The organism is Flavobacterium plurextorum, assembly GCF_002217395.1.
Classification (GTDB): Bacteria; Bacteroidota; Bacteroidia; order Flavobacteriales; family Flavobacteriaceae; genus Flavobacterium; species Flavobacterium plurextorum.
In genome coordinates this window covers 49,327-76,026 of the sequence record NZ_MUHD01000024.1, presented here as the reverse complement: position 1 = coordinate 76,026, position 26,700 = coordinate 49,327, and the positions used below count along the sequence as shown (strand labels likewise).

The 26,700-nt window shown below is 32.4% G+C and carries 28 protein-coding genes; 12 read left to right on the top strand and 16 right to left on the bottom strand.

What is annotated here, in order from left to right; genetic code table 11:
- Positions 1–6: 6 nt before the first annotated feature.
- The 5 genes from B0A81_RS13175 to B0A81_RS13155 all read right to left on the bottom strand — a co-directional run bounded on the left by B0A81_RS13175 (position 7) and on the right by B0A81_RS13155 (position 6,333).
- Positions 7–501, bottom strand: coding sequence for a hypothetical protein (locus tag B0A81_RS13175; RefSeq protein ID WP_089058464.1), 495 nt, complete (start codon positions 499–501; stop codon positions 7–9).
- Between the two features lie 200 nt (positions 502–701).
- The gene (locus B0A81_RS13170) at positions 702–3,095 is read right to left on the bottom strand and encodes a ribonucleoside-diphosphate reductase subunit alpha (protein WP_089058463.1); all 2,394 of its coding nucleotides are present in this window, start codon (positions 3,093–3,095) and stop codon (positions 702–704) included.
- A gap of 269 nt (positions 3,096–3,364) precedes the next feature.
- Positions 3,365–4,342: a ribonucleotide-diphosphate reductase subunit beta gene (locus B0A81_RS13165; protein WP_089054274.1), complete on the bottom strand. Its 978-nt coding sequence runs from the start codon at positions 4,340–4,342 to the stop codon at positions 3,365–3,367.
- A gap of 337 nt (positions 4,343–4,679) precedes the next feature.
- Positions 4,680–5,249 carry a DUF3109 family protein gene (locus B0A81_RS13160; protein ID WP_089054275.1) on the bottom strand — a complete coding sequence of 190 codons (570 nt, stop codon included), beginning with the start codon at positions 5,247–5,249 and terminating at the stop codon, positions 4,680–4,682.
- Positions 5,250–5,532: 283 nt separating this feature from the next.
- Entirely contained in the window at positions 5,533–6,333 is an 801-nt protein-coding gene (locus tag B0A81_RS13155; protein WP_089058462.1) for a DUF4412 domain-containing protein, read from the bottom strand.
- Positions 6,334–6,625: 292 nt separating this feature from the next.
- Between B0A81_RS13155 and B0A81_RS13150 the strand changes: the two genes are divergently transcribed.
- The 3 genes from B0A81_RS13150 to B0A81_RS13140 all read left to right on the top strand — a co-directional run bounded on the left by B0A81_RS13150 (position 6,626) and on the right by B0A81_RS13140 (position 8,118).
- Entirely contained in the window at positions 6,626–7,204 is a 579-nt protein-coding gene (locus B0A81_RS13150) for a MarC family protein (protein ID WP_089058461.1), read from the top strand.
- 104 nt (positions 7,205–7,308) lie between these two features.
- Positions 7,309–7,509: a hypothetical protein gene (locus B0A81_RS13145; protein WP_026728410.1), complete on the top strand. Its 201-nt coding sequence runs from the start codon at positions 7,309–7,311 to the stop codon at positions 7,507–7,509.
- 3 nt (positions 7,510–7,512) lie between these two features.
- Entirely contained in the window at positions 7,513–8,118 is a 606-nt protein-coding gene (locus B0A81_RS13140; RefSeq protein ID WP_089058460.1) for an FAD-dependent oxidoreductase, read from the top strand.
- Between the two features lie 111 nt (positions 8,119–8,229).
- On the opposite strand, the gene B0A81_RS13135 is transcribed toward B0A81_RS13140, so the two are convergent.
- The 5 genes from B0A81_RS13135 to B0A81_RS13115 all read right to left on the bottom strand — a co-directional run bounded on the left by B0A81_RS13135 (position 8,230) and on the right by B0A81_RS13115 (position 11,602).
- Positions 8,230–8,541 (bottom strand): hypothetical protein, encoded by a 312-nt coding sequence (locus B0A81_RS13135; RefSeq protein WP_089058459.1) that lies wholly within the window; start codon positions 8,539–8,541, stop codon positions 8,230–8,232.
- Between the two features lie 70 nt (positions 8,542–8,611).
- The gene (locus B0A81_RS13130; protein WP_089058458.1) at positions 8,612–8,977 is read right to left on the bottom strand and encodes a nuclear transport factor 2 family protein; all 366 of its coding nucleotides are present in this window, start codon (positions 8,975–8,977) and stop codon (positions 8,612–8,614) included.
- Between the two features lie 17 nt (positions 8,978–8,994).
- A complete protein-coding gene (locus B0A81_RS13125; RefSeq protein ID WP_089058457.1) occupies positions 8,995–10,572 on the bottom strand; it encodes a S41 family peptidase in 1,578 nt (525 codons plus the stop codon).
- The gene (locus tag B0A81_RS13120) at positions 10,572–11,003 is read right to left on the bottom strand and encodes a deoxycytidylate deaminase (protein WP_089058456.1); all 432 of its coding nucleotides are present in this window, start codon (positions 11,001–11,003) and stop codon (positions 10,572–10,574) included. The genes B0A81_RS13125 and B0A81_RS13120 overlap by 1 nt, the downstream gene beginning before the upstream one ends.
- Positions 11,004–11,008: 5 nt before the next feature.
- Positions 11,009–11,602 carry a HupE/UreJ family protein gene (locus tag B0A81_RS13115; protein WP_089058455.1) on the bottom strand — a complete coding sequence of 198 codons (594 nt, stop codon included), beginning with the start codon at positions 11,600–11,602 and terminating at the stop codon, positions 11,009–11,011.
- A gap of 171 nt (positions 11,603–11,773) precedes the next feature.
- Between B0A81_RS13115 and B0A81_RS13110 the strand changes: the two genes are divergently transcribed.
- Positions 11,774–12,205 (top strand): tellurite resistance TerB family protein, encoded by a 432-nt coding sequence (locus tag B0A81_RS13110; RefSeq protein WP_089058454.1) that lies wholly within the window; start codon positions 11,774–11,776, stop codon positions 12,203–12,205.
- Positions 12,206–12,341: 136 nt separating this feature from the next.
- On the opposite strand, the gene B0A81_RS13105 is transcribed toward B0A81_RS13110, so the two are convergent.
- On the bottom strand, positions 12,342–12,566 hold the full coding sequence (locus B0A81_RS13105) for a hypothetical protein (RefSeq protein WP_089058453.1): 225 nt from the start codon (positions 12,564–12,566) through the stop codon (positions 12,342–12,344).
- 384 nt (positions 12,567–12,950) lie between these two features.
- Complete coding sequence (fbp, locus tag B0A81_RS13100) at positions 12,951–13,955, bottom strand: class 1 fructose-bisphosphatase (protein ID WP_089058452.1); 1,005 nt, start codon at positions 13,953–13,955, stop codon at positions 12,951–12,953.
- 239 nt (positions 13,956–14,194) lie between these two features.
- On the opposite strand from fbp, the gene B0A81_RS13095 reads away from it, so the two are divergent.
- Positions 14,195–14,683: a GNAT family N-acetyltransferase gene (locus tag B0A81_RS13095; RefSeq protein ID WP_089058451.1), complete on the top strand. Its 489-nt coding sequence runs from the start codon at positions 14,195–14,197 to the stop codon at positions 14,681–14,683.
- Between the two features lie 164 nt (positions 14,684–14,847).
- Positions 14,848–16,107, top strand: coding sequence for an aspartate kinase (locus B0A81_RS13090; protein ID WP_089058450.1), 1,260 nt, complete (start codon positions 14,848–14,850; stop codon positions 16,105–16,107).
- Positions 16,108–16,177: 70 nt separating this feature from the next.
- On the opposite strand, the gene B0A81_RS13085 is transcribed toward B0A81_RS13090, so the two are convergent.
- Positions 16,178–16,402, bottom strand: a complete 225-nt coding sequence (locus B0A81_RS13085; protein ID WP_199170223.1) for a helix-turn-helix domain-containing protein — start codon at positions 16,400–16,402, stop codon at positions 16,178–16,180.
- A 167-nt stretch (positions 16,403–16,569) separates the two neighbouring features.
- Between B0A81_RS13085 and B0A81_RS13080 the strand changes: the two genes are divergently transcribed.
- From B0A81_RS13080 to B0A81_RS13065, 4 genes are all read left to right on the top strand, one after another.
- A complete protein-coding gene (locus B0A81_RS13080) occupies positions 16,570–16,806 on the top strand; it encodes a hypothetical protein (protein WP_123922182.1) in 237 nt (78 codons plus the stop codon).
- A 400-nt stretch (positions 16,807–17,206) separates the two neighbouring features.
- Complete coding sequence (locus B0A81_RS13075) at positions 17,207–17,545, top strand: SdpI family protein (protein WP_123922181.1); 339 nt, start codon at positions 17,207–17,209, stop codon at positions 17,543–17,545.
- Positions 17,546–17,588: 43 nt separating this feature from the next.
- The gene (locus B0A81_RS13070) at positions 17,589–17,822 is read left to right on the top strand and encodes a hypothetical protein (protein WP_089058448.1); all 234 of its coding nucleotides are present in this window, start codon (positions 17,589–17,591) and stop codon (positions 17,820–17,822) included.
- A gap of 45 nt (positions 17,823–17,867) precedes the next feature.
- A complete protein-coding gene (locus B0A81_RS13065; protein ID WP_089058447.1) occupies positions 17,868–18,101 on the top strand; it encodes a putative signal transducing protein in 234 nt (77 codons plus the stop codon).
- Between the two features lie 31 nt (positions 18,102–18,132).
- Here the strand turns inward: B0A81_RS13065 and B0A81_RS13060 are convergent, their stop codons facing one another.
- The 3 genes from B0A81_RS13060 to B0A81_RS13050 all read right to left on the bottom strand — a co-directional run bounded on the left by B0A81_RS13060 (position 18,133) and on the right by B0A81_RS13050 (position 22,761).
- Entirely contained in the window at positions 18,133–20,526 is a 2,394-nt protein-coding gene (locus tag B0A81_RS13060; RefSeq protein ID WP_244281419.1) for a TonB-dependent receptor domain-containing protein, read from the bottom strand.
- 114 nt (positions 20,527–20,640) lie between these two features.
- Positions 20,641–21,696: a helix-turn-helix domain-containing protein gene (locus tag B0A81_RS13055; RefSeq protein WP_089058446.1), complete on the bottom strand. Its 1,056-nt coding sequence runs from the start codon at positions 21,694–21,696 to the stop codon at positions 20,641–20,643.
- A 3-nt stretch (positions 21,697–21,699) separates the two neighbouring features.
- On the bottom strand, positions 21,700–22,761 hold the full coding sequence (locus B0A81_RS13050) for a helix-turn-helix domain-containing protein (RefSeq protein ID WP_089058445.1): 1,062 nt from the start codon (positions 22,759–22,761) through the stop codon (positions 21,700–21,702).
- A 160-nt stretch (positions 22,762–22,921) separates the two neighbouring features.
- Here B0A81_RS13050 and B0A81_RS13045 point away from each other — a divergent pair, with 160 nt between their 5' ends.
- Positions 22,922–23,149: a DUF5808 domain-containing protein gene (locus tag B0A81_RS13045; RefSeq protein ID WP_089058444.1), complete on the top strand. Its 228-nt coding sequence runs from the start codon at positions 22,922–22,924 to the stop codon at positions 23,147–23,149.
- Positions 23,150–23,228: 79 nt separating this feature from the next.
- Positions 23,229–26,657, top strand: coding sequence for a hypothetical protein (locus B0A81_RS13040; protein ID WP_089058443.1), 3,429 nt, complete (start codon positions 23,229–23,231; stop codon positions 26,655–26,657).
- The last annotated feature ends 43 nt before the right edge of the window (positions 26,658–26,700 follow it).

Below are 26,700 nucleotides of genomic sequence, written 5' to 3'. Positions count from 1 at the left end.
TCGAAACTATATCTTTATTGCATCAAAATCTTTTTTTGTCATGATCTTTTTATCAAGCATGAGTTTTAACCAATCTTCAATTGGTTTCTTAGAAACTTTGTCTAGCTTGCTAATATCAATTTTTGAGGAATCAGAATAATCTACATTGTCTTTCTCGTACAATGCTTGAAGATAATCATAATATCCTCTTTCATAATTGTGTTGCAAAGCCATGATTTTGGCATAAACCATTACACTATCTGTGCGCACTTCTATAGCACTTTCTTTAAAATCATAAAAAAGCTCTAAGTAAGCATCTTCATCGCCCTTCTTTTTAACTCTATTAACCAAGGCATCATAATTGGTCCTTATAGCATTCATCGTAACAACCTCATCCTGATCAACATCCCTAGAATCGCTTTCCTGCTTTGCAATCTTGACTTCTTTTATATCTTTAGTTTCTTTCTTTTTGCATGAAAGAAAAAAGAGTACTACCAATAAATAAATGATTTTTCTTTTCATAAATTTATATTGAATGATAATTAGCCCCGATTGAAGTGGAAATCCTTTTTATTTTTTTTCTTTAAAAAATAAAAAGATTGTAACGAAAAGCGGGAAATAGCTCCTAAAAAAAGCAGCTATCATTACAATAACTGCTTTCTATAAATTAAAGATATAAATCTTTCTTCTTTATTCTATATCTCTTTCCTCTAAAAAAAAAATTAAGACCCACACATTTCACAATCTTCAGGATCTCCAGCTTGTGCTTTTAGCAACATTGCTTTATAATCCTCAACACTGATAGCTTCAGTTTCTACAACTGCCGCAGTTGGAGTTTCTTCTTTTTTATCGTTGTTTAGAGTAAACTTAATTGCATCTACTGCCGATTTTGTTCTTAGGTAATACATTCCTGTTTTTAAACCTGACTGCCAAGCATAGAAGTGCATTGACGTAAGTTTAGAATAGTTTGCATCTTGCATGAACAAGTTCAATGATTGCGATTGGTCAATGAAATATCCTCTTTGACGTGACATATCGATAATATCTTTCATCGAAATTTCCCAAACTGTTTTATAAAGATCTTTTAAGTCTTGCGGAATAATATCAATGTTTTGAACAGATCCGTTATGACGCATAATTTCTTGTTTCAAGTCTTCGTTCCATAAACCTAGTTTCACTAAGTCTTCTAGTAAATGTTTGTTTACTACGATGAACTCTCCCGACAATACACGACGTGTGTAAATGTTTGATGTATACGGTTCGAAAGCTTCGTTGTTTCCAAGAATTTGAGAAGTCGAAGCTGTTGGCATTGGCGCAACCAATAATGAATTACGAACTCCATGCTCTACTACTTCTTTTCTTAATGAAGCCCAGTCCCAACGACCAGATAATTCTTCATCTTTCATTCCCCACATATTGTGTTGGAATTCTCCTTGTGACATTGGTGAACCTTCAAAAGTTGAATATGGTCCTTCTTCTTTTGCCATTTCCATAGAAGCGGTTACGGCTGCGAAGTATAATGTTTCGAAAATTTCTTGATTTAGAACTTTTGCTTCATCACTTGTAAATGGCATACGAAGCATAATAAAAGCATCTGCTAAACCTTGCACTCCTAATCCTACTGGACGGTGACGCATGTTTGAGTTTTCAGCTTCTTTTACAGGATAGTAATTTCTGTCAATTACTTTATTTAAGTTACGAGTTACACGTTTTGTAACGTTGTAAAGTGCTTCGTGATCGAATTTTCCGTTCTCGATAAACATTGGCAACGAAATAGAAGCTAGATTACAAACTGCAATTTCATCTTTAGAAGTGTACTCCATAATCTCTGTACACAAGTTTGAAGAACGAATTGTTCCTAAATTCTTGTGATTTGATTTACGGTTTGCTGCATCTTTGTACAACATATATGGCGTTCCAGTTTCGATTTGTGACTCAAGGATTTTTTCCCATAATTCACGTGCACGAATGGTTTTTCTACCTTTTCCTCTAAATTCATAATCCGTATACATTGCTTCGAATTCTTCTCCGTAAACATCGTATAATCCTGGACATTCGTTAGGACACATTAACGTCCAAGTTGTATCTTCCTGAACACGTTTCATGAACAAATCTGAAGTCCACATTGCGAAGAATAAATCTCTTGCACGCATTTCTTCTTTTCCAGTATTTTTCTTTAAATCTAAAAATTCAAAGATATCAGCATGCCAAGTTTCGATATAAATTGCAAAACTTCCTTTACGTTTTCCGCCTCCTTGATCTACGTAACGCGCAGTATCATTGAAAACTCTCAACATTGGAACAATTCCATTTGAAGTTCCGTTTGTACCGCGAATGTAAGATCCTGTAGCACGAACGTTATGAATAGAAAGCCCAATTCCTCCTGCTGATTGTGAGATTTTTGCTGTTTGTTTTAATGTGTCGTAAATACCATCAATACTATCATCTTGCATCGCCAAAAGGAAACAAGAAGACATTTGCGGCTTTGGAGTTCCTGCATTAAACAACGTTGGCGTTGCGTGTGTAAAGAACTTTTTAGACATTAAATCGTAAGTTTCAATTACCGATTTTAAATCGTCTAAGTGAATACCAACAGAAACACGCATTAACATGTGCTGCGGACGCTCAACGATTTTTCCGTTTATTTTAAGAAGATAAGAACGCTCTAAAGTTTTAAAACCAAAGTAGTCGTAATTAAAATCTCTAGTGTAAATGATATGCGAATCAAGGAAAGCAGAGTTTTCCTGAATTACTTTAAATACTTCATCCGAAAGCAATGGTGCATCTTGACCATTTCTTGGATTTACGTAATTGTACATATCTTTCATCGTTTCAGAGAACGATTTTTTTGTATTTGAATGCAGGTTTGAAATTGCCACACGAGCTGCTAATTGTGCATAATCCGGGTGTGCAATAGTCATAGACGCAGCAGTTTCTGCCGCAAGATTATCCAATTCTGAAGTCGAAACTCCATCATACAATCCTTCGATAACTCTCATCGCTACCTTTACGGGATCTACAAGCTCATTTAAGCCGTAGCACAATTTTTTGATTCTTTCTGTAATCTTATCAAACATTACCGGCTCTCTGTGACCATCTCTTTTTACTACATACATAAGCTTACTATTTTAGTTATTGAAAAAATGAAAGACACTGGAAAGCAAATTCCAGCACTTAAACATTGTGTGTTTTAAAAATTATCTTTTTTTTTGAGAATTGTAGGATTCTCAATAGTTATCTGTTTCCAGTCTGAAAAACAAACCGAAAAGGCATTAAAAAATGTCATTGAATCTTCGATTGGGGAAAGAGATTCAATCTAAAAAAATACTTGTAAAAGTTTTATTCTTTTCAGTGTTTAAAATTGCACTGAAATTATTTTTGTTGTCTAAAAATCTGCATCAAATGAAATTTTCTGAGCATCGCTGTCTGTGTTCATCACACCTGATTTTTGATACTCTGCAACACGTTTTTCAAAGAAATTGGTTTTTCCTTGAAGAGAGATCATGTCCATGAAATCAAACGGATTCGCTGATCCATAAACACGCTCGCAGCCTAATTCTACTAATAATCTGTCAGCAACAAATTCTAGATATTGCGTCATTAAAGTCGCGTTCATTCCAATTAAACTTACCGGAAGAGATTCTGTTACAAATTCTCTTTCAATATTTAAAGCATCAACGATGATTTCTTTAATTCTGTCTTTTGGAACTTTATTCACCAAGTGATGATTGTGCAGGTGAACTGCAAAATCACAATGTACGCCTTCGTCACGAGAAATCAATTCATTAGAAAAAGTTAAACCTGGCATTAAACCACGTTTTTTCAACCAATAAATAGAACAGAAAGCACCAGAGAAGAAAATACCTTCAACAGCAGCAAAAGCGATAAGTCTTTCAGCAAATGAATCAGATTCGATCCATTTTAAAGCCCATTCTGCTTTTTTACCAATTGCAGGAAAAACCTCCAAAGCATTAAACAATTCTGCTTTTTCTGCTTCGTCTTTCACGTAAGTGTCAATTAATAAAGAATAAGTTTCACTATGAATATTTTCCATCATGATTTGAAAACCATAGAAAAACTTAGCCTCAGCATATTGAACTTCGTTTACAAAATTCTCAGCAAGATTCTCATTTACGATTCCGTCAGAAGCAGCAAAGAATGCCAAAATATGTTTGATGAAATATCTTTCATCATCACTTAATTTATTATTCCAATCCGTCAAGTCTTGGTGCAAATCGATTTCTTCTGCAGTCCAAAAACTAGCCTCCATTTTCTTATACCATTCCCAAATATCATGATGTTTGATAGGAAAAATAACGAAACGATTTTTATTTTCTTGTAGTATTGGTTCGACTTGTGACATGACAATTTTTTTAATAATTTTTACTGAATTTTTTCTAATTCAATACACTACAAAGATTGTTAATTGCTGCCAAAAATAAAAGCCAAACTTATTCACAATCGGGCGTAGTTTTTAACAACGATGAAAAATTGAAATGTTTTTCATACAACAATCAATTCTCTGTAAATGAATGATTTAAATACTGAATATACATCTTGAAGCCCTGTAAAATATAGACTTTTTGAAATAAAAAGCAAGGAATTCTAAAATGTTTTTTAAGTTTTTTTTTGAGGCTCGGCTTTCCTTTTTCTGAGTAAAAGCGAATCACTTTTCAACAACGATAAGCCTTGCCGAATTTTTACGAATTTTTAAGTTCTTCGGCTACTTTTTCAAGCTCCAAATACCAATCTTCTCCAAAGCGGCGAATCAATGCTTCTTTGACAAATTTATACACGGGAACTTCTAATTCTTTACCCAAAGAACAAGCATCATCACAAATATCCCACTTATCATAATTGACAGCAGCAAACTCCGTGAAGTCTTTTACACGAATTGGGTATAAATGACAAGAAACTGGTTTTTTCCAATCTACGATTCCTTGATTATAAGCTTGCTCAATTCCACAAAGCGCAGTTTTCCCGTCAAAAATAACGTAAGCACAATCCTTATTATCAATCAAAGTCGTTTCCAAATCTCCGTCAGTTCCTTTTACCCAAGTTCCTTGCGCTTCGATGGCGTCAATTCCTTCTTTTCTTAAAAAAGGTTTTACTTTAGGATAGATTTCTTCTAAAATCTTAGTTTCAGCTTCACTTAAAGGTGCACCTGCATCGCCGTCGACGCAGCAAGCCCCTTTGCATGCTGATAAATTACAAACAAATTCTTTTTCGAGTATATCCTCTGATACGATGGTTTTTCCTAGTTGAAACATTTTGCAAAGGTAACTAAAGATTCAGGAAATAAAAATCACTCCCTCACTTATGTTCTTAAACCAAACTAATTTAGAATGTTACTATTTTGTCCGCCTGTTTGACGTAACTATTCTAACACATAGAAACATAGATTTAACCCTCTAAAAAAGACGTTTCACTTATTTAAAACAAACATAACCGGCTATGTGAGAGAAACCCGTTTCTTTTTTTACTCTTAAAAAATAAAATCCATATTTCTATATATTTAAAAAAGCGTCAATTACGCCGAACGGGCTATTTTCGCTACATAAATTTGTAATCAGCCTTATTAAATACATAAGCACTTTTTTCTAAACTCACACATTTCATTGTCGTCACTTTTCCTTTATTCTTCAAATCCTTCATCGTCATATCCATCAATAAGGTTTTATCTTCCGGCTTAAAGTAGTTCGTTAAAGCATCTGGCATTTTCCAGCCTTTTTGATTTTTGAACATATCTCCAAAACTCACTTTGGCTTCGCTTGTATAATAACAAATAATATCATGTTCATCATTCGTCATTTCAATTCCTTTACAATTGTATCCTAGAATAGTTTTATTAGGTAATGTCTTGATGGTAAATTTAGCCTTCTCACTTTCTTTTTTTGCCATTTCTGTATAATCCGGCATTTTAGACGCCGAAGCCATTTTCTCTTTGCCGTTACCAAAACCTGTCACCGTTATATTATTCTTAGAATCCATAATCATCAACATACTCTGTCCTTTTCCCTGATCGATATTCATTGCAAAATAAGCCGCATTAGGTTCCAAAAAATAATCAGCATTCATCGCCTTTCCTTCACCAGTTTTAATTTCCATGACATATTTCCAGCTAAAATTATAGGAGTTTGGCACAACTGACGGATCTACTTTATTTTTTCCATAACTTAAAATCGCATCATTCATATTTACATTTTGATCAGCAGCTTTACCACTGTCACTTTGGCCTTTTTTACCAGCCTTATCTTCTGCAGCTTTTTTAATTTGCTGCCAAATTTGAGCTTGCGAACTATTGAATGAAAACAACAGAACCAAGAGTACTACAACCAACCGCATTCTTTCCATGATCAATAAACTTAAAATTACAAACAAATTTACTAATTGATTTTCAGTAAGTTATAATTTTTAACTTTTGATTTCGCAAGCTTTTTTCAAAACAAGCAAGAAAAAAATTAAGTTGAAAAATAATCCGTCTCTTTTTCTCTAAATCAACAATTGAAACATTATATTGTTATAAATATCACATTTTACACGTATAATATGTGTTTTTATAACAAAAATACAACGTAACAAAAAATCACCTAACTTTATTACCTACTTTTGCAGCAAATTATTAATCCCTTAAAATCAGAACTATATGCTAGAAATCGACTTTAGAGAAATTATTACAGTTGGAATGGTACTTTTTGCGGTAATCGATATTGTAGGTTCTATCCCAATTATTGTCAATTTAAGAGCAAAAGTTGGTCACATTGAATCTGAAAAAGCTTCTATTGTAGCCGGCGCCATTATGATTGTTTTTCTATTTGTCGGTGAAGGCTTCTTAAGCCTTATTGGTATTGATGTACACTCGTTTGCCGTTGCAGGTTCATTTGTATTATTCTTTCTTGCTTTAGAAATGATCTTAGGAATTAGAATTTATCGCGATGAAGAACCAGGATCAGCATCAATTGTTCCGCTTGCCTTTCCATTAATAGCCGGAGCAGGTACAATGACTACTTTACTCTCACTTCGATCTCAATTTCACACCGTTAATATTATCATTGCAATTATATTAAATATCATCTTAGTTTATATTGTTTTGAAATCATCTAAAAAGATCGAAAATTTATTAGGAGAAAACGGACTTGGCGTGGTTCGCAAGACATTTGGAGTCATACTTTTAGCAATTGCTGTTAAATTATTTGCTGCGAATGTTAAAGGTTTGTTTGTCTAAGATTTATTTTTATACTTTTACCTCATAAAATTTCTAAAACAGAACTTTAAGACTTTTTTTAACTTAAAGCTCCTTTTGATTATTTTAGACAAATAAATAAGCATATGAAAATCTTTACTTCAATCTTAGTGCTTTTAGCATTAGCTCTAATTGTTTTTAATATTACGTTATTAGACTTTAAAAATCCTTTTCAAGGTGATAGTATGGTAGCTTTTATTGGAATCGCAGCTTCCTTTTGCGCGGTATTGATTCTTTTGATTTTTAGAATTTCAAAAAGAATTGAAGAAAAAACAAACGGTCGATAATATATGTTTGACGTTTTAATTGTCGGTGGAGGAGTCTCAGGGATTTCTTGTGCCCTTGTTTTGGGTTCTGCCAAAAACAAAGTTTTTGTTACCGATAAAAAAATTGGAATCTTTACACATCAAAAAAATTCTTCTTTACAAGAGGCTATTTTTTATAATGCTTATGGTATTTCGCCTGGAAAATTAGGTTCTGAATTACTAACGGAAAGCACACAAGATTTAGCAGCTTCTTATCCACATATTACTCAAATTGCAAATGAAAAAGTAATTAAAGTAGAGGGAACTTATCCTGAGTTTACTGTAATTACGAACAAAAATTCTTATCAAACAAAAAACATTGTTGTTGGAATTGGTTCTGCAAATACTTTTGATATCGAAGGTTTGATGCAGTATATTGAACCTCATAAAAAAGCACTTCCCGAAAAACAACGTATTCAGCTTAAAAACGACGATCATAAAGTTGCCGACGGTATTTATGTAATTGGAACTTTGGCAGGCTGGAGAAGTCAATTAGCCATTGCTGCAGGAAGCGGTGCGGCTGTTGCAACAGATATCCTGACTTTATGGAATAACGGTGTACAGACTCACGCACACGATAGTATTCGATAAAATCTTATAAAATTTTAAACCATATAAGTGATATAAGTACATATATGCGTTACGCATAGATTAAACGAACTTATATCACTTATATGGTTTATTTATTTTAATCCGTTGCTGTTATTTTACTGAAACGATCTCTTTTACTTTGATATGTTTCTCAGTATCAGTTTTCCAGATTTCTCCTTTTAACGAGACCTCATCACCTTCTTTTAATTTTTTGTAATTTTCTGGCCCGCCAACATTTACAATACTGATTGTGGCAAAATAAACTTCGTTTTTAGCAGTACTGATTTTAGCTGTATAACCATCCTTTCCAAATTCAATAGACTGAACTTTTCCTGAAATTGTATTTTTATCTTTCATACTTGCACAAGAAATTGCAAAAGCCATTAGAAGTAAAAGAAAACTTATCTTTTTTAAATTTTTCATATTTTGTGATTTAACCGTAATCTCTAGAACTAAGAATTACGAAAAGCAAGCAAAGTCTTATTTTGAAAATTTACGCTAATTGTGTGCAACTTCCAGCGATCACTTTTAAATCTTCGCCAAACTGTTTCCAAACTCGAATGTATCTCAAAACACCATCAATTGGATTGTTATCAAATTTTCCTTTTAATGAAACTGTAACAACAACGACAGCTGAATCTCCAATTATATTAATAATTTGATCGGAAGCCTCAATCATATCAATTTTCATTTTACCCGAACGATAAGAATCGAGATCAAACTGTTTTGTAATTGTATTACCATCAGGCAAATTGAACAACAAATCGTCATGAAGCATTCTTTCTAATACTAAAACATCCGCATTTTTAACAGCAGTCAGAAGTTCGATTTCGGCATTTACAACAGTTACTACTTCCATATTAAAAAGGTTTATGGTTACTTTTTCGGGTTTAAGATTGTTTTTATCATGGCGTCATCTTTCAAAATAACATCATAATAATACATTTCTCCATACAATTGTCTGGCAAATTCTGCAGTGATATATCTGTTTACCAAAGCTTTTGTTTTATCTAGCTTTAAATCTAAACCGGTCAACGAAATGTATTTTTTAAACTTCTTAAAGTAGTCGTCAGAATTTTTCATCTGTACCAGAAACTCATTAAAATGAGCGTCTTTAAAAGCATTTCGGTTTTTGTCTAATTCTTCAAAAACAAAATGCCCTACTATTCCTGTTTGAAGCAAATAAGCCACATTTTCATTTCCGTGCTCTGCTTCCATCGGCACAAAAACATCCGGGACAATTCCGCCGCCGCCGTACACGATTTTACCTTTTGGCGTTTTAAATTTTAAAGAATCTGCTACTTTTATACTGTCTTTTGCATACAATTCGCCTGTTGTAACACGCGACTCTGATTCTTTAAAATACGCTTCATTTCCTTTTTTATACGGTTTTTGAATTGATCTTCCGGTTGGCGTATAATATCTTGCCACGGTAAGACGAACTGCCGATCCGTCGTTGAAATCCATTTCACGCTGTACCAAACCTTTTCCAAAAGAACGACGCCCAACGATAGTTCCGCGATCATTATCCTGAATTGCTCCTGCTAGAATTTCGCTTGCCGAAGCACTGTTTTCATTGATTAACACGTATACTTTTCCAGCTTCAAAACTTCCTGCTTTCGTAGCATACGTTTTTTCTGTTGTTCCGTTTTTATTTTTAGTAAAAACAATCAATTGCTTGTCTTTTAAGAATTCATCTGCAATTGCAATCGCTTCTTCCATATAACCGCCTCCGTTATCACGAAGATCGATTACGAGCGACTGAATTCCTTTTTCTTTTAATCGCGTTAAACCCGTTTTAAACTCATTAAAAGTAGTTTCGGCAAAACGATTTATTTTGATGTAACCTACATTATTCCCAATCAACAAAGAAGCATCGACACTTTTAATTGGAATAATATCTCTTTTGATTTTAAATTTCAGCTTCTTTTGTTCTGATTTTCTAAAAACGGTCAATTCTATTTCAGAACCTTTAATTCCTTTTAATTTAGAGAATAAACTGTCTGAAGGTAATTTTCGCCCGTATAATTTAGTTTTTCCTGCAAATAAAATTCGGTCGCCAGATTTTAATCCTGCTTTTGCAGAAGGTCCGTTTTCGACAGGTTTTATAATGGCAACAGAATCTTTATACATATAAAAATTGATGCCGATTCCAACAAAATCGCCTTTCATACTTTCGGCTACTTCCGCCTGTTCGCTTGGCGGAATATAAACGGAATGCGGGTCTAATTTTGAGAGTATATTATCGACGGTAAGATTAACAATTGAATCGGTGTTGATGCTGTCAACATATTCATTATTGATAAAATCGATAAGTTTGTTGAGTTTAGTTTTGGAGTAATTTTTAGCCAAAAACTGGTCATCTGCAGAAGTGTGCATTAAACTTCCGAGTACTGTTCCTAGAGCAAAGGCAGCTCCAATAACAATTGGCAGATATTTGGGATTAAATTTCATTATTCTTCTAAAACAGGAATATGTTCTACTTCGACACCCGCTTTTATTAAAAATTGAATTCCAGAGTCATCACGATATCCATTATGATATACAACTCTTTTTATGCCTGATTGATGTATTAATTTACTGCATTCTTTACAAGGCGAAAGCGTGATATACAAAGTTGCACCTTCACATGATTGTGTTGATCGCGCTACTTTTAAGATTGCATTTGCTTCGGCATGTAAAACATCCCAGCGTGTTAATCCATCTTCGTCTTCACAGCAATTTTCAAATCCTGAAGGCGTTCCATTATAACCGTCAGAAATAATCATTCTGTCTTTTACAATGATAGCGCCAACTTGTTTACGCTTGCAATAAGAGAGTAAACTCCATTCTTTAGCAATTCTCAAATAGGCTTTATCGTATTTATTCCGTTTTTTTACTTCCATTTATTTTATCTGTTCCAAATTGGGCTTTCGATAATCATCGGAATTACTACACCAATAATAAAAGCCGACATCACAAGTGCCCAGTCGCGTTTTGAAAAACGAAATACCGTCTGTACAATATATGAGATTACCAAAACTACAAAAACCACTACTAACTGCGCTGCTTCAATACCTAAAGCAAATTCTCCTAAAGGTAATAATTTTGAACTTGGCGAACCTCCTAAAATAGTTTTAAAATAATTCGAAAATCCAAGTCCGTGTATAATTCCAAAAAACAGCGTTACAAAAAATATTAAATTTATGCCGTCATTTTTAGTTGCTTTTCCTGCGGTAAAAAGATGATATAAGGCTGTGATCAAAATCGTTATCGGAATTAAAAACTCCACAAGATTGACTTTTACTGTAATTATTCCAAAAACAGAAAGTACTAACGCTACGGTATGACCGATTGTAAATAAAGAAACTAAAAGCAAAATGCGTTTCCAGTCTTTAAAAGTATACGGAACTGTTAATGCTATTAAAAAAAGAACGTGATCGTAAGCGTTGATATCTAAAACATGCTTTAAACCTATTTGAAAGTAAATCCAAAATTCTGACATAAGAACTAATAATATTTTAATGATTAGGGGTTGTAAACTTACGATTTATTTTGAAAATTCAATAAATACCGTTCTTAAAACAATGAATAAAAATAAGTTAAATTTATGAGGAATTTAAAATTGTTAAATTAAAATAAGATTTATCTTTGCGAAATAAAACCCTTTTTAATTATGCCATTTTCAGAATTATTTGATAACGAATTCAAACAAAGAAACAGAGGTCATTTCTCTGCAATTGTGCGTGTAGCATTTGCTGACGGTAAAGTAAGTCCTGAGGAGAAAGACTTTTTGGACAAATTAGCTTCAAGATTAGAAATCTCTGAAGAAGAATACGGTGAAATCTTAATTGATCCTTGGAAACATCCAATAAACCCGCCTTATTTATATGCACAACGTTTAGAGCGTTTGTTTGATTTGGCGAGAATGGTTCATGTTGATCATCATTTAGGAGATCAACAAGAAGTTATGTTAACTCGTATGGGATTAGCTTTAGGATTTACTCCTGGAAACGTAAATTACATTATTTCAAAAGCATTGTCTTTGATCGACAAAAAAGTAGATTTAGATACTTTCGTTTTTGAAATGGAAAATATGAATAAATAATATTTAAGTATTCAGATTTTAGCGTTCCGTTTATATGCGGACTTAAAATTGAAACTTAAATAAAACTCAAAAATAAACCCGACTGATTTTTAAATCTAGTCGGGTTTATTATTTATGTTCAAAACGGTTCTTTAAATTATTTTGACTGTAAAACTCTTATCTGCTCAAAACGATTGCCTGCTTGTAAAGTAACATAAAGTACTCTTTCGGCATTTGTTTTATTTGGATTAAACGTAATTATTATGTTTGTTCCGTCTTTTCTTTCCACTTGAAATTCTGAATTTATCACCTTGAAGTTTTCAGAAAGCATATCTTCTTTTTTCACATCAATACGATCACTGTTTAAACCTATTCCGCTCAACCACCATGCTTTCGATTGTGTTGTAATGGTAATTGAATTTGAGGCAGAACTAAAATTAACCTCATTTTGAGACAGTTTTATTGTATGTGTTGTTCGTCCAGCAATCTAATCTTCGGTATTTTCATCATTACTGCAAGAAGTAAAAACAAATGAAAACAATCCAAATAGCGCAATCAATACTTTTTTCTTCATAATAATCTTAGTTAAGATTTTTGGTTTTCTTAGTTGGTTAAAAATAAATTAATCAATATTTTCTCATAAGATTAATTTATTATAAGATGTTAAAAATGAGAACGGTTGCGTCTAAATTTAAATAGCCTAACAGATTTAAAAAAATCTGTTAGGCTATTTGTGACTGAATACTAAAAACGGATTACTGAGTACTTACTCAGCTGCCATAAATTCCTCTGCTTTTTCTACCATTTTATAGCTTCCGCAGAAAAACGGAACTCTTTGATGAAGTTCTGTTGGCTGGATTTCCATAATTCTTCCAAAACCATCAGTTGCTTTACCTCCGGCTTGTTCTGCAATAAACGCCATTGGATTACATTCATACAATAAACGCAATTTCCCTTTTGGTGCTTTTGAACTTGTTGGATAAATATAAATCCCGCCTTTAATCATATTTCGATGAAAATCTGAAACTAAACTTCCAATATATCTTGACGTATAAGGTCTGTCTTCTTCTTCACGCTGACAATATTTGATGTAGTTTTTTACACCTTGCGGAAAATGAACATAATTCCCCTCGTTTACCGAATAGATATTTCCGCTTTCTGGAAATTTCATATTTGGATGCGAAAGGTAAAATGTACCAATTGCCGGGTTTAATGTAAATCCGTTTACACCATGTCCTGTTGTATACACTAACATAGTCGAAGTTCCATAAATTACATATCCTGCTGCAACTTGATTGATTCCCGGTTGTAAAAAATCCTCGCTTGTTACCGGAGTTCCTATTGGTGTAACTCTTCTAAAAACAGAAAAGATAGTTCCTAAAGAAACATTTACATCAATGTTCGATGATCCGTCAAGCGGATCCATCAAGATCACGTACTTATTATTATGACTGTTGTCGCTCCCCTGAACAGTTATAAAATCGTCGTTTTCTTCTGAAGCAATACCACAGACAATCTCACGGTTTATTAACGTCTGGATAAATACTTCGTTTGCATAGACATCTAATTTTTGCTGGTCTTCTCCTTGAATATTTTGTTCGCCTGCAGCGCCAATAATATCCACTAAACCTGCTTTGTTTACTTTATAGTTTACGACTTTCGCCGCCAAACGTATAGAGTTGATAATTCGGGAAAGCTCTCCCGACGAATACTGAAATGCTTTTTGGTTCTCAATAATAAACTCTCCCAGTGTTTTATTGCGTTCTTCCATTGCTATATCGTTATAGTTTTTAATTTTAAGTCACAAATATCGCTTATTTTGTGAGAATGATTTAAAAATTATTTTGTTAGTTTACTACTATTGTATATTTGCTAATTAATAGCTGAAAGCTGCATATAAAAAAACGCTTTTTTAGCTAATAAACGGTTAATAATAAGAATATATGAAATTGATCTTAACAAAGACACAATATCATATAGAAGCAGTAAAAGAATAAAATTCGGATAGTTATGAATATTAGAAAAGGCAATCCTGAAGACATGAAATTTGTCTTGGGATTAATACAAGAACTGGCAATATTCGAAAAAGAACCTGACGCAGTTATTATAACTGAACAGGATTTAATACGTGACGGATTTGGAGAAAAACCGCTTTTTCATGTATTTGTAGCTGAGATTATAAATGATTTAAATGAAAAGGAAATTGTTGGAATTGCATTGTACTATTACCGTTATTCGACTTGGAAGGGAAAAACAATCCATTTAGAAGATTTAATTGTAAAAGAAAAAATGCGAGGCACTGGTCTTGGTTCTGCATTGTATGCCGAAATAATGAGACAGGGAAAAAGAGACAATGTTCGAAGAGTTGAATGGAATGTTCTCGATTGGAATACTCCAGCTGTAAAATTTTACGAGAATTCAGGCGCAAAAATTCTCGACGGCTGGCAGGTTGTTCAAATGGATGAAAAAGGAATTAACACGTTCTTAGAGAAATTATAAAATAATGTTTGCCACAAATCAGCACGAATTAAATTAGTTGAAATTAGTGATAAACTTACACAAGATTGTAAAATCATTTTAATCCTATAATCTGTGGCAAAAGAATATAAAAAAATACCAGATTTCGTAATCTGAAATCTAAAATTAAAAATCTAAAATTAAAAATGAGAGTATTTAAATTTGGTGGTGCATCGGTAAAAGATGCAGAAGGAATAAAAAACGTATACGACGTTTTACAAAAAGTGGGTTACGAAGATGTGATTTTAGTCGTTTCGGCAATGGGAAAAACCACAAATGCTCTTGAGGTTGTTATCAAGAACTATTTTGATAAATCGGCAGAGCTTAATTCATCTGTACAAGAAATAAAAAAATACCACAACCAAATCTTATTGGATTTGTTTGAAGATGAAAAACATGAAGTTTTTGCAGCTGTGAATGCGCAATTCTCAGAATTAGAATATTTCTTAGCACATAATAAATCTCCAAATTATAATTTTGTTTACGATCAAATTGTAAGTTTTGGAGAATTAATCTCGACTACTATTTTAAGTCATTTTATGAATTTCATGGGCATTCAAACGCAATGGCTTGATGTTCGTAATTTTATTAAAACAAATGCAAACTACAGAGATGCTGAAGTAGATTGGGAAGCAACGCAGCAGCTTATCAGTAAAAATGTACCTAGAAAAATCTTAAACATAACACAAGGATTTTTAGGTGCCGATGAAAATAATTTCACTACTACTCTAGGTCGTGAGGGTTCTGATTATACTGCAGGAATTTTTGCTTATTGCTTAAACGCCGAAAGTGTAACGATCTGGAAAGATGTACCAGGAGTTATGAATGCTGACCCGCGTTATTTTGAAAATGCAAGTTTGCTGAACCAAATTTCATATCGCGAGGCAATCGAATTGGCTTTTTACGGCGCAACTGTAATTCACCCTAAAACATTACAGCCGTTACAGAAAAAAGAAATTCCGTTGTACGTAAAATCATTTATCAATCCTTTATTAAAAGGAACGTGTGTTTCTAAAGGTGTTGATCTTGAACCGCAATATCCTTGTTTTATCGTAAAAAGAGAACAGCTTTTAATTTCTCTTTCTTCGATTGATTTCTCTTTCATTATGGAAGAAAATATCAGTGAGATTTTTGGGTTATTCCATGAATTTAAAATCAAAGTAAACTTAATTCAGAATTCTGCTATTAGTTTCTCTGTTTGTGTGGAAGATAAATTTGGAAATTTCAGTGATTTGAACGCTATTCTTTCGAAAAAATTCAAAGTAGATTACAGCGAAAACGTGACTCTATATACTATCCGTCACTTTACAGAAGATGCTGCGCAGACTGTTGAAACAAACAAAGAAGTTTTACTAAAACAAGTCAGCCGCGAAACCATGCAGATTGTAACTAAAGAACTTAATTAATACTTTGTAAAAGGTAATTATTTCAATTCAAATATATTTTAGAAAGGCTTCACTTAATTGTGAAGCCTTTTTAGTTTTCTGTATCATTCACTATTTCTTTTTTAACCAATTCTTCTGGTGCTATTTCAAAAAGCTCACAAATTTTAGTAAAATGACTTGCCCAAGAAGTGCTTTCTCCACGCTCCATCCTCGCATAGGCTGATTGCGAAATGTTTAAAAAATCTGCAACTTGCTCCTGTGACATATTTTTATCCTTACGTAGATTTTTAAGCTTATTTCCTATAACCATATTCATAATCAATCATTTTACAAACATAAAAATAAGAAATATTTTATATTTTCCTATATTTAGGTTTTAAATAACCGATTATCGACTAAGATTATTTTTCAATTAATCATATATTTGGAACAATAATAACTCATAAACCTTACATGATTATGAAAAAACTAGAATTACAAAAAATGGAGAACTTATTTGGTGGTCCATACACTAACACTCTTGATCAAGAAGCACCAGGTCCAGATGAGGGCGGCGGTGGTTGTAGTGGAGCAAATGTAATGGGGTGTTGGGTTGATGTATACCCAAATCACCATTTGGGATCACTTGTGGCAGGTTTGACAACAGCATTTATCCCACAAACTGCAGTAGCACTTGCAATACTTGCGCTGCAAAAAATGGATGCTAAATTCTTATACTAATATTTTAAATATTCCAAAATGAAAAATTTAGCCATCTATTATTTTCAAATTTTAATACCAACTCCATTATTATATTTTAGCGCAAAAGAAAAAGATTATATTTTGTTCTGCACACTAATGGTTTTCTATTATATCTACCGAATTTTTACCGATTATTATAGATTATCAAAAAAAAATGTCCTTAAGAAAAATGACTATTTACTTTTTATATTTCCGTTATGGAATATAAAATATTTTAAGGAATTATACTTTGAAAAGTAAAGCTCAATATCGACAATTATAACAACTTATTTCCTCTTTCAATCGCATTTATTCATGGTCTTGTAAGCTTTATGTTTACAATGATTGGAGCATTATTTTTGTATTTCATTCCAAAAAACACCACTATTAAACTAAAAATATGGAAATTATAACTCTGATACTTAAAAACCCTGTAATTCTCATTTCATTAATTGTAATAGTTTTATTTAAATTATTTCCTCCAAAAAAAATAAACTCTTTTTATGGATACAGAACAACGAATTCTATAAAAAACAAATCAAACTGGGATTTCGCGCAAAAATACAGCGCACATCTTTTAATAATTTTATTGACTCCGTTACTTTTATTCCAAGTCTTGTTATATTTTATTTATGGAAGTACTACAATAATAGATTTATCCATAGTTTTTTGTTTACTGATAAGTTTTGGAATTGTTATATACAAAACGGAAAAGAAACTAACCACAATATCAAATTAAAGCAACTATCTTTTAATTTTTTTAAACAATTAAAAGTCAAATAATGAAATTAAAAATTCAAAAAGCAGTTGCTTTTTTCGACAAGTATCTTTATAGTCCTACAGTTCTATTAGGAATGTTTTGGATATTTTTCTTTAAAGGAGAACGATTTTCCATTCAAAAAATAATTGATGCTCGATATGAACCAGAACTCTACGGCGCAGCAATAATGGCAGTAGTTTTTTTGACAATTTTCAAACACAACAAAAAAATCCGACTAATAAAAAATAGTGAATAATACATGTTGTACAAGAAACAAACATATTATAAAAAGTAAATTATCATGGTAGAAATTTTTAGAGGCTCTTATATTGAAGCAATGAATATTAAAAATTTATTGGAGAATAATGCTATTTTCGTTTCTACGGCTAACGAATATATGTCAAGTATTCAGCCGTGGTCTGTCTCTGCTGGAGGTAATGCTCCCGCAATTCTAAACATTCGAGAAGAAGATTTAGAAAATGCTTCGAAAATAATACAGGATTATAACAATGGAGAATATAATTTGGAGGTATAAAAAATACACTACAAGGCATGTCAAGTAAATGCTACCTCGCTCTATTATTCTCTGTCTGCTCAATTTCAGTTTTCTTATAAGTTGTTTTTTTGGAGTTCCCGAAACTATAGGTCGCAATTAGTTTAAAATAATTTGTGGTGTACGTTCTATGATAATAAATTTGAGTTTTCCCTACTTCATAATCACCGGAAACCATAAACTTATGAAAGATATCATTTGCTGTAAAATTTAGTCTTAGCGCCTCTTTAAAAAAGTTTCTTTCTATACCCAGTGTAACGGTTGAGCGCGGGTTTTCACTTCGCAATCCGTAACTTTTGTCTCCCAAATACCAAGCTAATAATTGAATTTTGAAAAGATCAGGAATCGTAAAAGTATTATTTGAATACAAATAAATTTGAGGTTTAACCGGGCCTAAAGCATATTCATAGAAATTATCGACTGATTTGCTTAAATTCATGCTCACAGTATTAGTAGAACTCCACCATTTCAAATTGAAAGATCTCGAAAGTGACGTAAAAAAGGTATGCTCTTTTTCAATGTTTAAGGATCTTAAAATATAACTATTTGGAGTATCACCTTGCAAAGCGGCTCCTGAAATTGGGTCAATTTTATACGTATATCCTATTTTAAAATCAAATTTTTTGTACATCGCTCCTATTTCAAAAGCATGTACCTTTTCAGGAAGCAAATTTGGATTTCCTTCTATTGTCGTAAATGGATCTTGGTAAATAACATACGGGTTTAAAGCTTGATATCTTGGTCTCGTAATTCTTGAAACATATGAAAAATGCCCTTTCCAATCTTCTGATAAATTAAAATTGAAAAGTAAGTTTGGAAAAAAGTTCTGATAATTTTTACCAAATTCCTGAACTCCGTTTGCATTTGTATACAAATCATAACTTGTTCTTTCAACTCTTGTTCCAATAGAAAAATTAACTTTTTCGCCCAGCATACTTCCAAAATTAAAATAAGCAGCTGTAATTTTTTCATTGTATGTAAAATCACTCGAAAGAGTATCATCCAATTCAAAATCATTCGAATTAGCAATAAAAAAATCAGTTCCAGATTTTATAGCGGCATAACTAAATTTGACTCCAAGTTCAAGTTTGGTTTTATCACTGATTTTTTTCGAATAATCAGCTTGTGCCATCGCAATATTAATGGTGTTTCCAACATCATTTTTTAAAAATCTTTTTCCATCAGTTTCATCAACTACACTATTTTCTTCAATAAAATCTCTTACCGTTCCGTTGTAATTCGAATATTGCGTTCCTATAAACAAAGACGAACCTTTTGAGTCTGTTATCAGATTATAATTCAAATTAATAAACTGATTCAACAAAACATCATTTTTGGCAATATCTGTAGCATAAAAACTATTACCTGAATTATTCGTGATTGAATTCCTGCTTTTTACGGCTCCGCCTAAGTCTTCGATATTACCGCTGTAAGCTAACGATATATAACTATTTGTCGAAAAAGTATACTGAATTCCAGCTCCGAAATTTGAGTAATTATTAAATTGTCTCTGCCAATCGGTTGTTAAAACAGACTTCATATAAATGTCGGGATTTGGACGCGTTCTAGTCGTAAACAGCAATTCCCGACCTTTGCCTAATTGCAACCCGTAATTGGTTATAAAAGAAAATTTGCCTTTGGTATAATTAAAATCTACAAGTGTATTGGTGCTTGTTCCTGCAAATTTAGAAACGGTAACATGCTGGCTTGCCGTTCCCATTATACCATTTTCGATATTTTGTTTTGTAATAATATTGATAACGGCTTTTCCCTCGGCATCGTACTTTGATGATGGATTTGAAATCACTTCAATTTTTGCAATCTGTGAAACTGGAATCGCAGCAAAACGTTCATAATTTATCAAAATTCCGTTGAGATAAATAATGGCTTCACCTTTACCGAGAACGCTTATTTGTCCTTCGGCAACCACAATATTTGGAACTCGGCCTAACAATTCATTTACAGAGCTGCTCGTTGCGAGAACTGTTCCTGTTACATTAACATCGATTGTTCCGTTTGCGCCGTATTTAAGTAATGACGGCTGACTTTTTACTACTACTTCGTTTAACTCATTGTTGCTTTCTAAAACTATAATCGAGCTCAAATCAATATTTACGGCATTTGAATAGTTTATGTTCAAATGTTTATCTGCAAATTCTGCCGAAGTCAATTTTAAAATCACTTCTTTTTGATTGATATCCGATAATTGAAAAACGCCATCTAAAAAATCCTGCTGTTTTAAAATTAAAGAATCACGAACAGACAAAACAACGGCAGTTCCCATCATCAATTCGTTATTTCGATTGACGACTTTTCCGGAAATTTTTTGAATAGACTGTGCTTTTAAAAAAACACTATTAAAAAGAAAAGAATATAGGTAAACGAAAACCAGAATTAAGAACCTCATAAAATTTAACGATTAAGATTTGACTTTTTGCAGAGACAAAAGTCAGCTCTAAACCGCGAAACGAGGTAATCGAATGAGAAATCAGGAGTACGAATTTATAAATCAACACTTCTGTTAAGTCTGTAAAGCTTGAATTTGATAATTTAATGGTGTTGTTCCAGTATGTTTTTTAAAGGCTGCGAAGAATGTCGATTTCGAATTAAATCCAACATCATAACCAACAGATTCTAAAGTCAGTTTATCATTTGATGCAATAATTCTACAAGCATTATCTATTCTGAATTCATTTATATAACTGGTAAAATTCTTTCCCAAATTATTATTTAAAAATTGGGACAATTGATGGCTTGATATATTTATTTCTTCGGATACATCTTTTAGACTCAAATTAGGATTTTTATACAATCCTTTCTCGTTCATGTTTTTTTCGAGCTTCTGAAATAAATTCATGGCTTCTTCATCATTCATTTTTTTATCTTTTTGAATGTTGAACACAAACAAATCGTCTACTTTTTTTCTATACAAAAGAATGAGAACAATCAAATATAAAATGAAGGTAAAGGCAAATGCTCCAGTAATACAAGAAACGAAAGAAACGCCGATAAATCCTAAATAGTAACTTATAAATATCAAAGTATTTCCTAAAAGCACCATGCCAAACCATTTTTCTGACGGGGTTGAATTACTGTAATTCTGAAATAGTTTTTGAATCATCGTTCTATTTTCAAAACCCGAAACTGCGAGATACAAAAACCATTGAAAGAAAATAAAGGCAACTAAATAATCATTCCATAAAACGGGATAATTTTGATAAGGAAACAGAAAACCAATTATGAGAATACTCAAAATCCAAATTCCCAAATGCCATTTCCATTTTATTGGAACTGTATTATTTCCTTGAATTGCTGATTTAAGTGAATAATATAAAAATGGTCCAATTAGCAAACATGCCGAAAGTCCGATTTGAAGATAGGTTTTGGCAAGATTGTTATTAAAATACACAAAAACCGTAACGGTGATACGAGTGCTTAAGGCCAATAATGCAGCTCCTAGAAATAGATTGGTAAGGTGTTTTTTCTTAGTGAAAAACAAAAAATACAGACTTAGAATAAACCCGTTGAAAGCGCCCAACGCACCAAAAAAGAATAATATTTCTTTGCCTATACTCATATTCTAAGGGTGTAAAGCTTGAAGTTGATAATTTAAAGGTGTTGTTCCGGTATGCTTTTTAAAGGCAGAAAAAAACGTCGATTTCGAGTTAAAACCTACATCATAACCTACAGATTCTAAAGTTAATTTATCATTTGACTTTATTATTTTACAAGCTTCATTCACTCTGAATTCATTTACATAACTTGTAAAATTCTTTCCCAGATTATTATTCAAAAACTGAGATAATTGATGTGGTGTTATATTTAATTCCTTTGATAAATCCTGCAAAGACAAATTTGCATTTTTATACAAACTTTGCTCAATCATTTTATTCTGAAGTTTGTCAAATAAAAGGGCTGCTTCCGGTTCCTCAATTTTCTTTCCTGAAGATTTTTGTTCATACAATAAGAATAAATCATCTGTTCTTTTTCGATACAGAAGAATAGAAATTATCAAGTACAAAATAAAAGAAAAAACAACTGCTCCGCCAATATAAACCGCTGCTCTCGCTCCCATAATTGCTAAAAAATAAAAGAGAAACAATAAAAAATTCGCAAGAAAAAGCATTCCAAACCATATTTCGGCTGGAGTTGTTTTTTCTTTTCTCCTGATAATTTTCTTTAAAATGTTTCTAACTGTAAAAGCAGAACAAAGAATATAAACGAACCATTGAAAATAAATAATTCTGATAAAGTAAATACCCCAAAGTTCTGGATACATTTCATATGGATATAGGATTCCAACGGCTGCAATTAAAATTCCCCAGAACAGAAGTGTCAATTTCCAGGATTTGGGCAAAATAGTAACTTCATCAACTGCAGATTTCAGAAAATAATACAAACACGGACCAATAAAAAAACAAGCAGTAAGTCCAAACTGCAAATACAATTTTGGCAGTTCTGGATGAAAATAAACAAATACTGACTTTGCTATTCTTACGCTTAATGCAAACAAAAGCATTCCTAAGAAGTAATTTGTCAAATATTTTTTCTTAGTAAAAAAGAAAAAATAAAGGCTCAAAATAATTCCGTTGAAAGCTCCCAATGCACTAAAAAAAAATAAAAGTTCTTTACCAGTATCCATTATTCAAATTTGTTTATCCTGACAAAGCTAAAAAAAAATGATTTCGGTTTCCTTCTTTTTTAATTTTAATAGGAATGCGATTATTCAGATAGTTGAAAATATTTAACTATTTTTATAAATCTGAAAGGAAAAAACAAACAAGATTAAATATTCCAAAATCATGGAAAACGAAAACGAGCCTTCTGAAGAAACCAAAGAAAGATGGATCAAAGATCCTGACAATTGGATTTGGGGAATTTTTTATTACAATCCGAAAGACAAAAGAATCTTTCCTCCAAAGAAAATTAAAGCGTTTGGCTGGACGACAAATTTTGCAAATCCAAATTCTGTTTTTGTATTATTAGTCATAATGGCTGTTCTTATTACCTTAGGACAATACCTCAATTAATCTGTAACAAACTGCAATATTCAAGGCGATAATTCCCGATTATAAATACTACTTTTGATTTTTGAGAGTTAAAGTGTTTATGTTGAAAAAATTACTGTTTTTTGTGATACTGTTTTGGTATTCTGGGCTTCAGGCGCAGGAAACTGAATCACTGTACAAAACAAAAAAAGTCGTTGTTGTAAAAGACACAATTCATCTGGAACCTTTTAGTATAAACTCCAGTTTTTTTGAGCTTTTAAACACCAAAAATCAGCCCATTGATTCTACTTTTTATAAAATTGATTTTCAAAAAGGAACATTGCTTTTAAATGAAAAATTCACTTCGGTTTCGGATACTTTAATTGTTAATTATCTTAATTATCCTGATTTCTTAACAAAAGAATACGGCTTCTACAAAGACAGTCAAGTGGTGAGCAACGATATTGGCACTGAGAAATTATACAAAATTGACGATTCCAACACTAAAAAAGTCACTCCTTTTGACGGCTTAAATACTTCTGGAAGTATTACTCGAGGTGTAACAATTGGAAACAATCAAAATACTGTTTTAAACTCTAATCTGGATTTACAAATTACTGGAAAAATATCCGATAAAGTTAGTTTGCGCGCTTCACTGCAAGACAATAATATTCCGCTTCAAGATGGCGGTTATTCTCAAAAACTAGATCAGTTTGACAATATTTTCATGGAACTTTTTACTGATGATTGGAACATTCGGGCGGGTGATGTTTTTCTGGAAAATCGGAAAACACAATTCTTGAGTTTTAACAAAAAAGTTCAAGGACTTTCGGCCAGTTTTGATTTTGATACCGAAAAAAGTAAAACTAATGTTTTTGCTTCGGTTTCGTTTGTAAAAGGCCAATATGCGAAAAGTACTTTTACAGGTCAGGAAGGAAATCAAGGACCTTATAAACTTAAGGGACAAAATGGCGAATTGTATGTTTTGGTAATTTCAGGTTCTGAGCGTGTTTACGTAAATGGTGTTTTGCTTAAAAGAGGAGAAAACAACGATTACGTAATTGATTATAATGCGGGCGAAATTGTATTTACTTCTCTTTTTACGATAACTTCAGAGATGCGTATCAATGTAGAATATCAATATTCTGAACGCAATTACAATCGGTTAGTGACTTACGCAGGCGCAACGCATGAAAACAAAAGCTGGAGTTTTGGCGGTTATTTATACTCCGAAAATGACATGAAAAACCAGCCGTTACAGCAAAATCTTTCTACAGAACAAGTACAGGTTTTGGCGCAGGCGGGCGATAATCAAAATTTAATGAAAGCACCATCGGCGTATGAAGATGCTTATGCTGAAAATAAAATATTGTACAAAAAAAACAGTGTCAATTCTGTAGAATATTATGAGTACTCAAAAAATCCAGCGGATGTTTTGTACAACGTAAAATTTAGTCTTGTGGGCAATAATCTCGGAAATTACATCATTCAAAATAATACTTCTGTTGAACGAATTTATGAATATGTTACACCAATAAATGGCACTCCGCAAGGAAACTACGAACCAATTGTACAGTTAGTTGCACCAATAAAAATTCAGGTGGCGACTTTTCTAGGAAAGTATAATCCTGACGAAAAAACAGTGGTAGATTTTGAAATTGCAATGAGTAATAACGACAAAAATTTATTTTCTCCAATTGATGATTCTGATAACGAAGGCATTGCTTTTAAAACGAATATCAAAAAACGTCTTTTTACAAGAAATTGGACTTTAGATGGTTTTGCTGATTATCAATTTGTTCAAAAGAATTTTAGATCTGTAGAGCGCTTGTACAATATCGAATTTAACAGGGATTGGAACTTAAACACAACACTTTTAGGAAATCAAAGTTTACTGGTTACGGGTTTAAACTTTGATTTGTTTGCAAAAAAGGAGACTTCTAATATCGGGTTATTTACTTATCAATTTGAGAAATTGGATTTTACAGAAAGTTATTCGGGAGCTCGTCATACTGCGACTGCTTTATTCAAACTTAAAAATTGGACAATCGAGAATCAAGGCAGTTTTTTAAATAGTGATGCAGCGACATCGACTTCAAAGTTTATTAGAAATCAAACGAGAACTAAATATCATTTTGGCAAAAACTGGATTGGAGGAAGCATGCAGCTTGAAGACAATCAGGAAAAAGATAAAGTTACCAATCAATTCTCGGCGATAAGCCAGCGATTTTCTGAATATGGTGCTTTTGTTGGGCGCGGCGACAGCACAAAGGTTTTTATAGAACTAGGATATTTACAACGAAGAAATGACAGTTTACAAAACGGACTTTTACAGCATGTAAATAACTCGCAGACTTATTATTTAAAGTCAAAACTAATTCAGAATAAAAAAACTGATTTAGCCGTTTATGCAAGTTATAGAAATCTTGATTTTAAAGATTCTAATCGAAAAAACGAACCTTCTTTAAACTCTAGGATTCTTTATAATGATCGATTCTTCAACCAATTTATGCAAATAAGCAGCGCTTACGAAACGAGTTCTGGAACCATCGCTCAACAAGAATTTACCTATATTGAAGTTCCTGCAGGACAAGGTGTTTATACTTGGAATGATTATAATGGTAATGGTATTCAGGAACTGGAAGAATTTGAAATTGCGGCTTTTCCTGATCAAGCAAAGTTTATCCGAATCTTTTTACCGAATCGAGTTTACATCAAAACCAATCAAAATAAATTTTCACAATCTGTTGTACTGAATCCGCTGCAATGGCAAAATGAAAAAGGGTTAAAGAAAATCATATCCTATTTCTACAACCAGACTTCCTTTATTATGGATCGAAAAGTAAAAAGTGAAGGTGAGCTGGAGTTGAATCCTTTTTATTCTTCAGATGAAAATATTCTGGGTTTGAATTCGAGTTTTAGAAACAGTTTATTCTATAATCGAGGCAAACAGAAACATTCTGTTACTTATTCGTATCTTATCAATAACGGAAAAAGTTTACTTTCAATTGGCTCACAAAATGTCAAAAACAATTCACATCAACTACAATACACGCATTTGTATCAAAAAAGCTGGTTATTTAATTTGTTTACAAAAACAATCAGCACTAATCTGATCTCTGCAGATTTTGTCGAAAAAAACTATGATTTAAAAGGCTATCAGCTTGCGCCAAAAATCAGTTATTTGTTTTCGAAAAATACCAGTTTAGATTTTTTCTATGAATTTCAAAACAAGGAAAATCAGATTGGCAATTTTGAAACATTGATGCAAAACCGTTTGGGAACTTCGTTTTCTTTTGCGGGAGAGAAAAAAGTAACTTTAAATGGTGAATTTTCTTTTTATGAAAATAAATTTACGGGGAATGAATTTTCATCAGTAGGATTTCAAATGCTTGAAGGTTTACAAGCGGGACAAAATTTGGTTTGGAAACTGCTGCTGCAAAAGAATATTACACAGTTTTTAGATGTAAATTTAAACTATCAAGGACGTAAAAGTGAGGCTGGATCTACTGTGCATACAGGCAACGTTCAGCTTCGAGCATATTTTTAGCGGTTAACAAAAAACATAAGAATTAATTGCTTAATTTTATAAT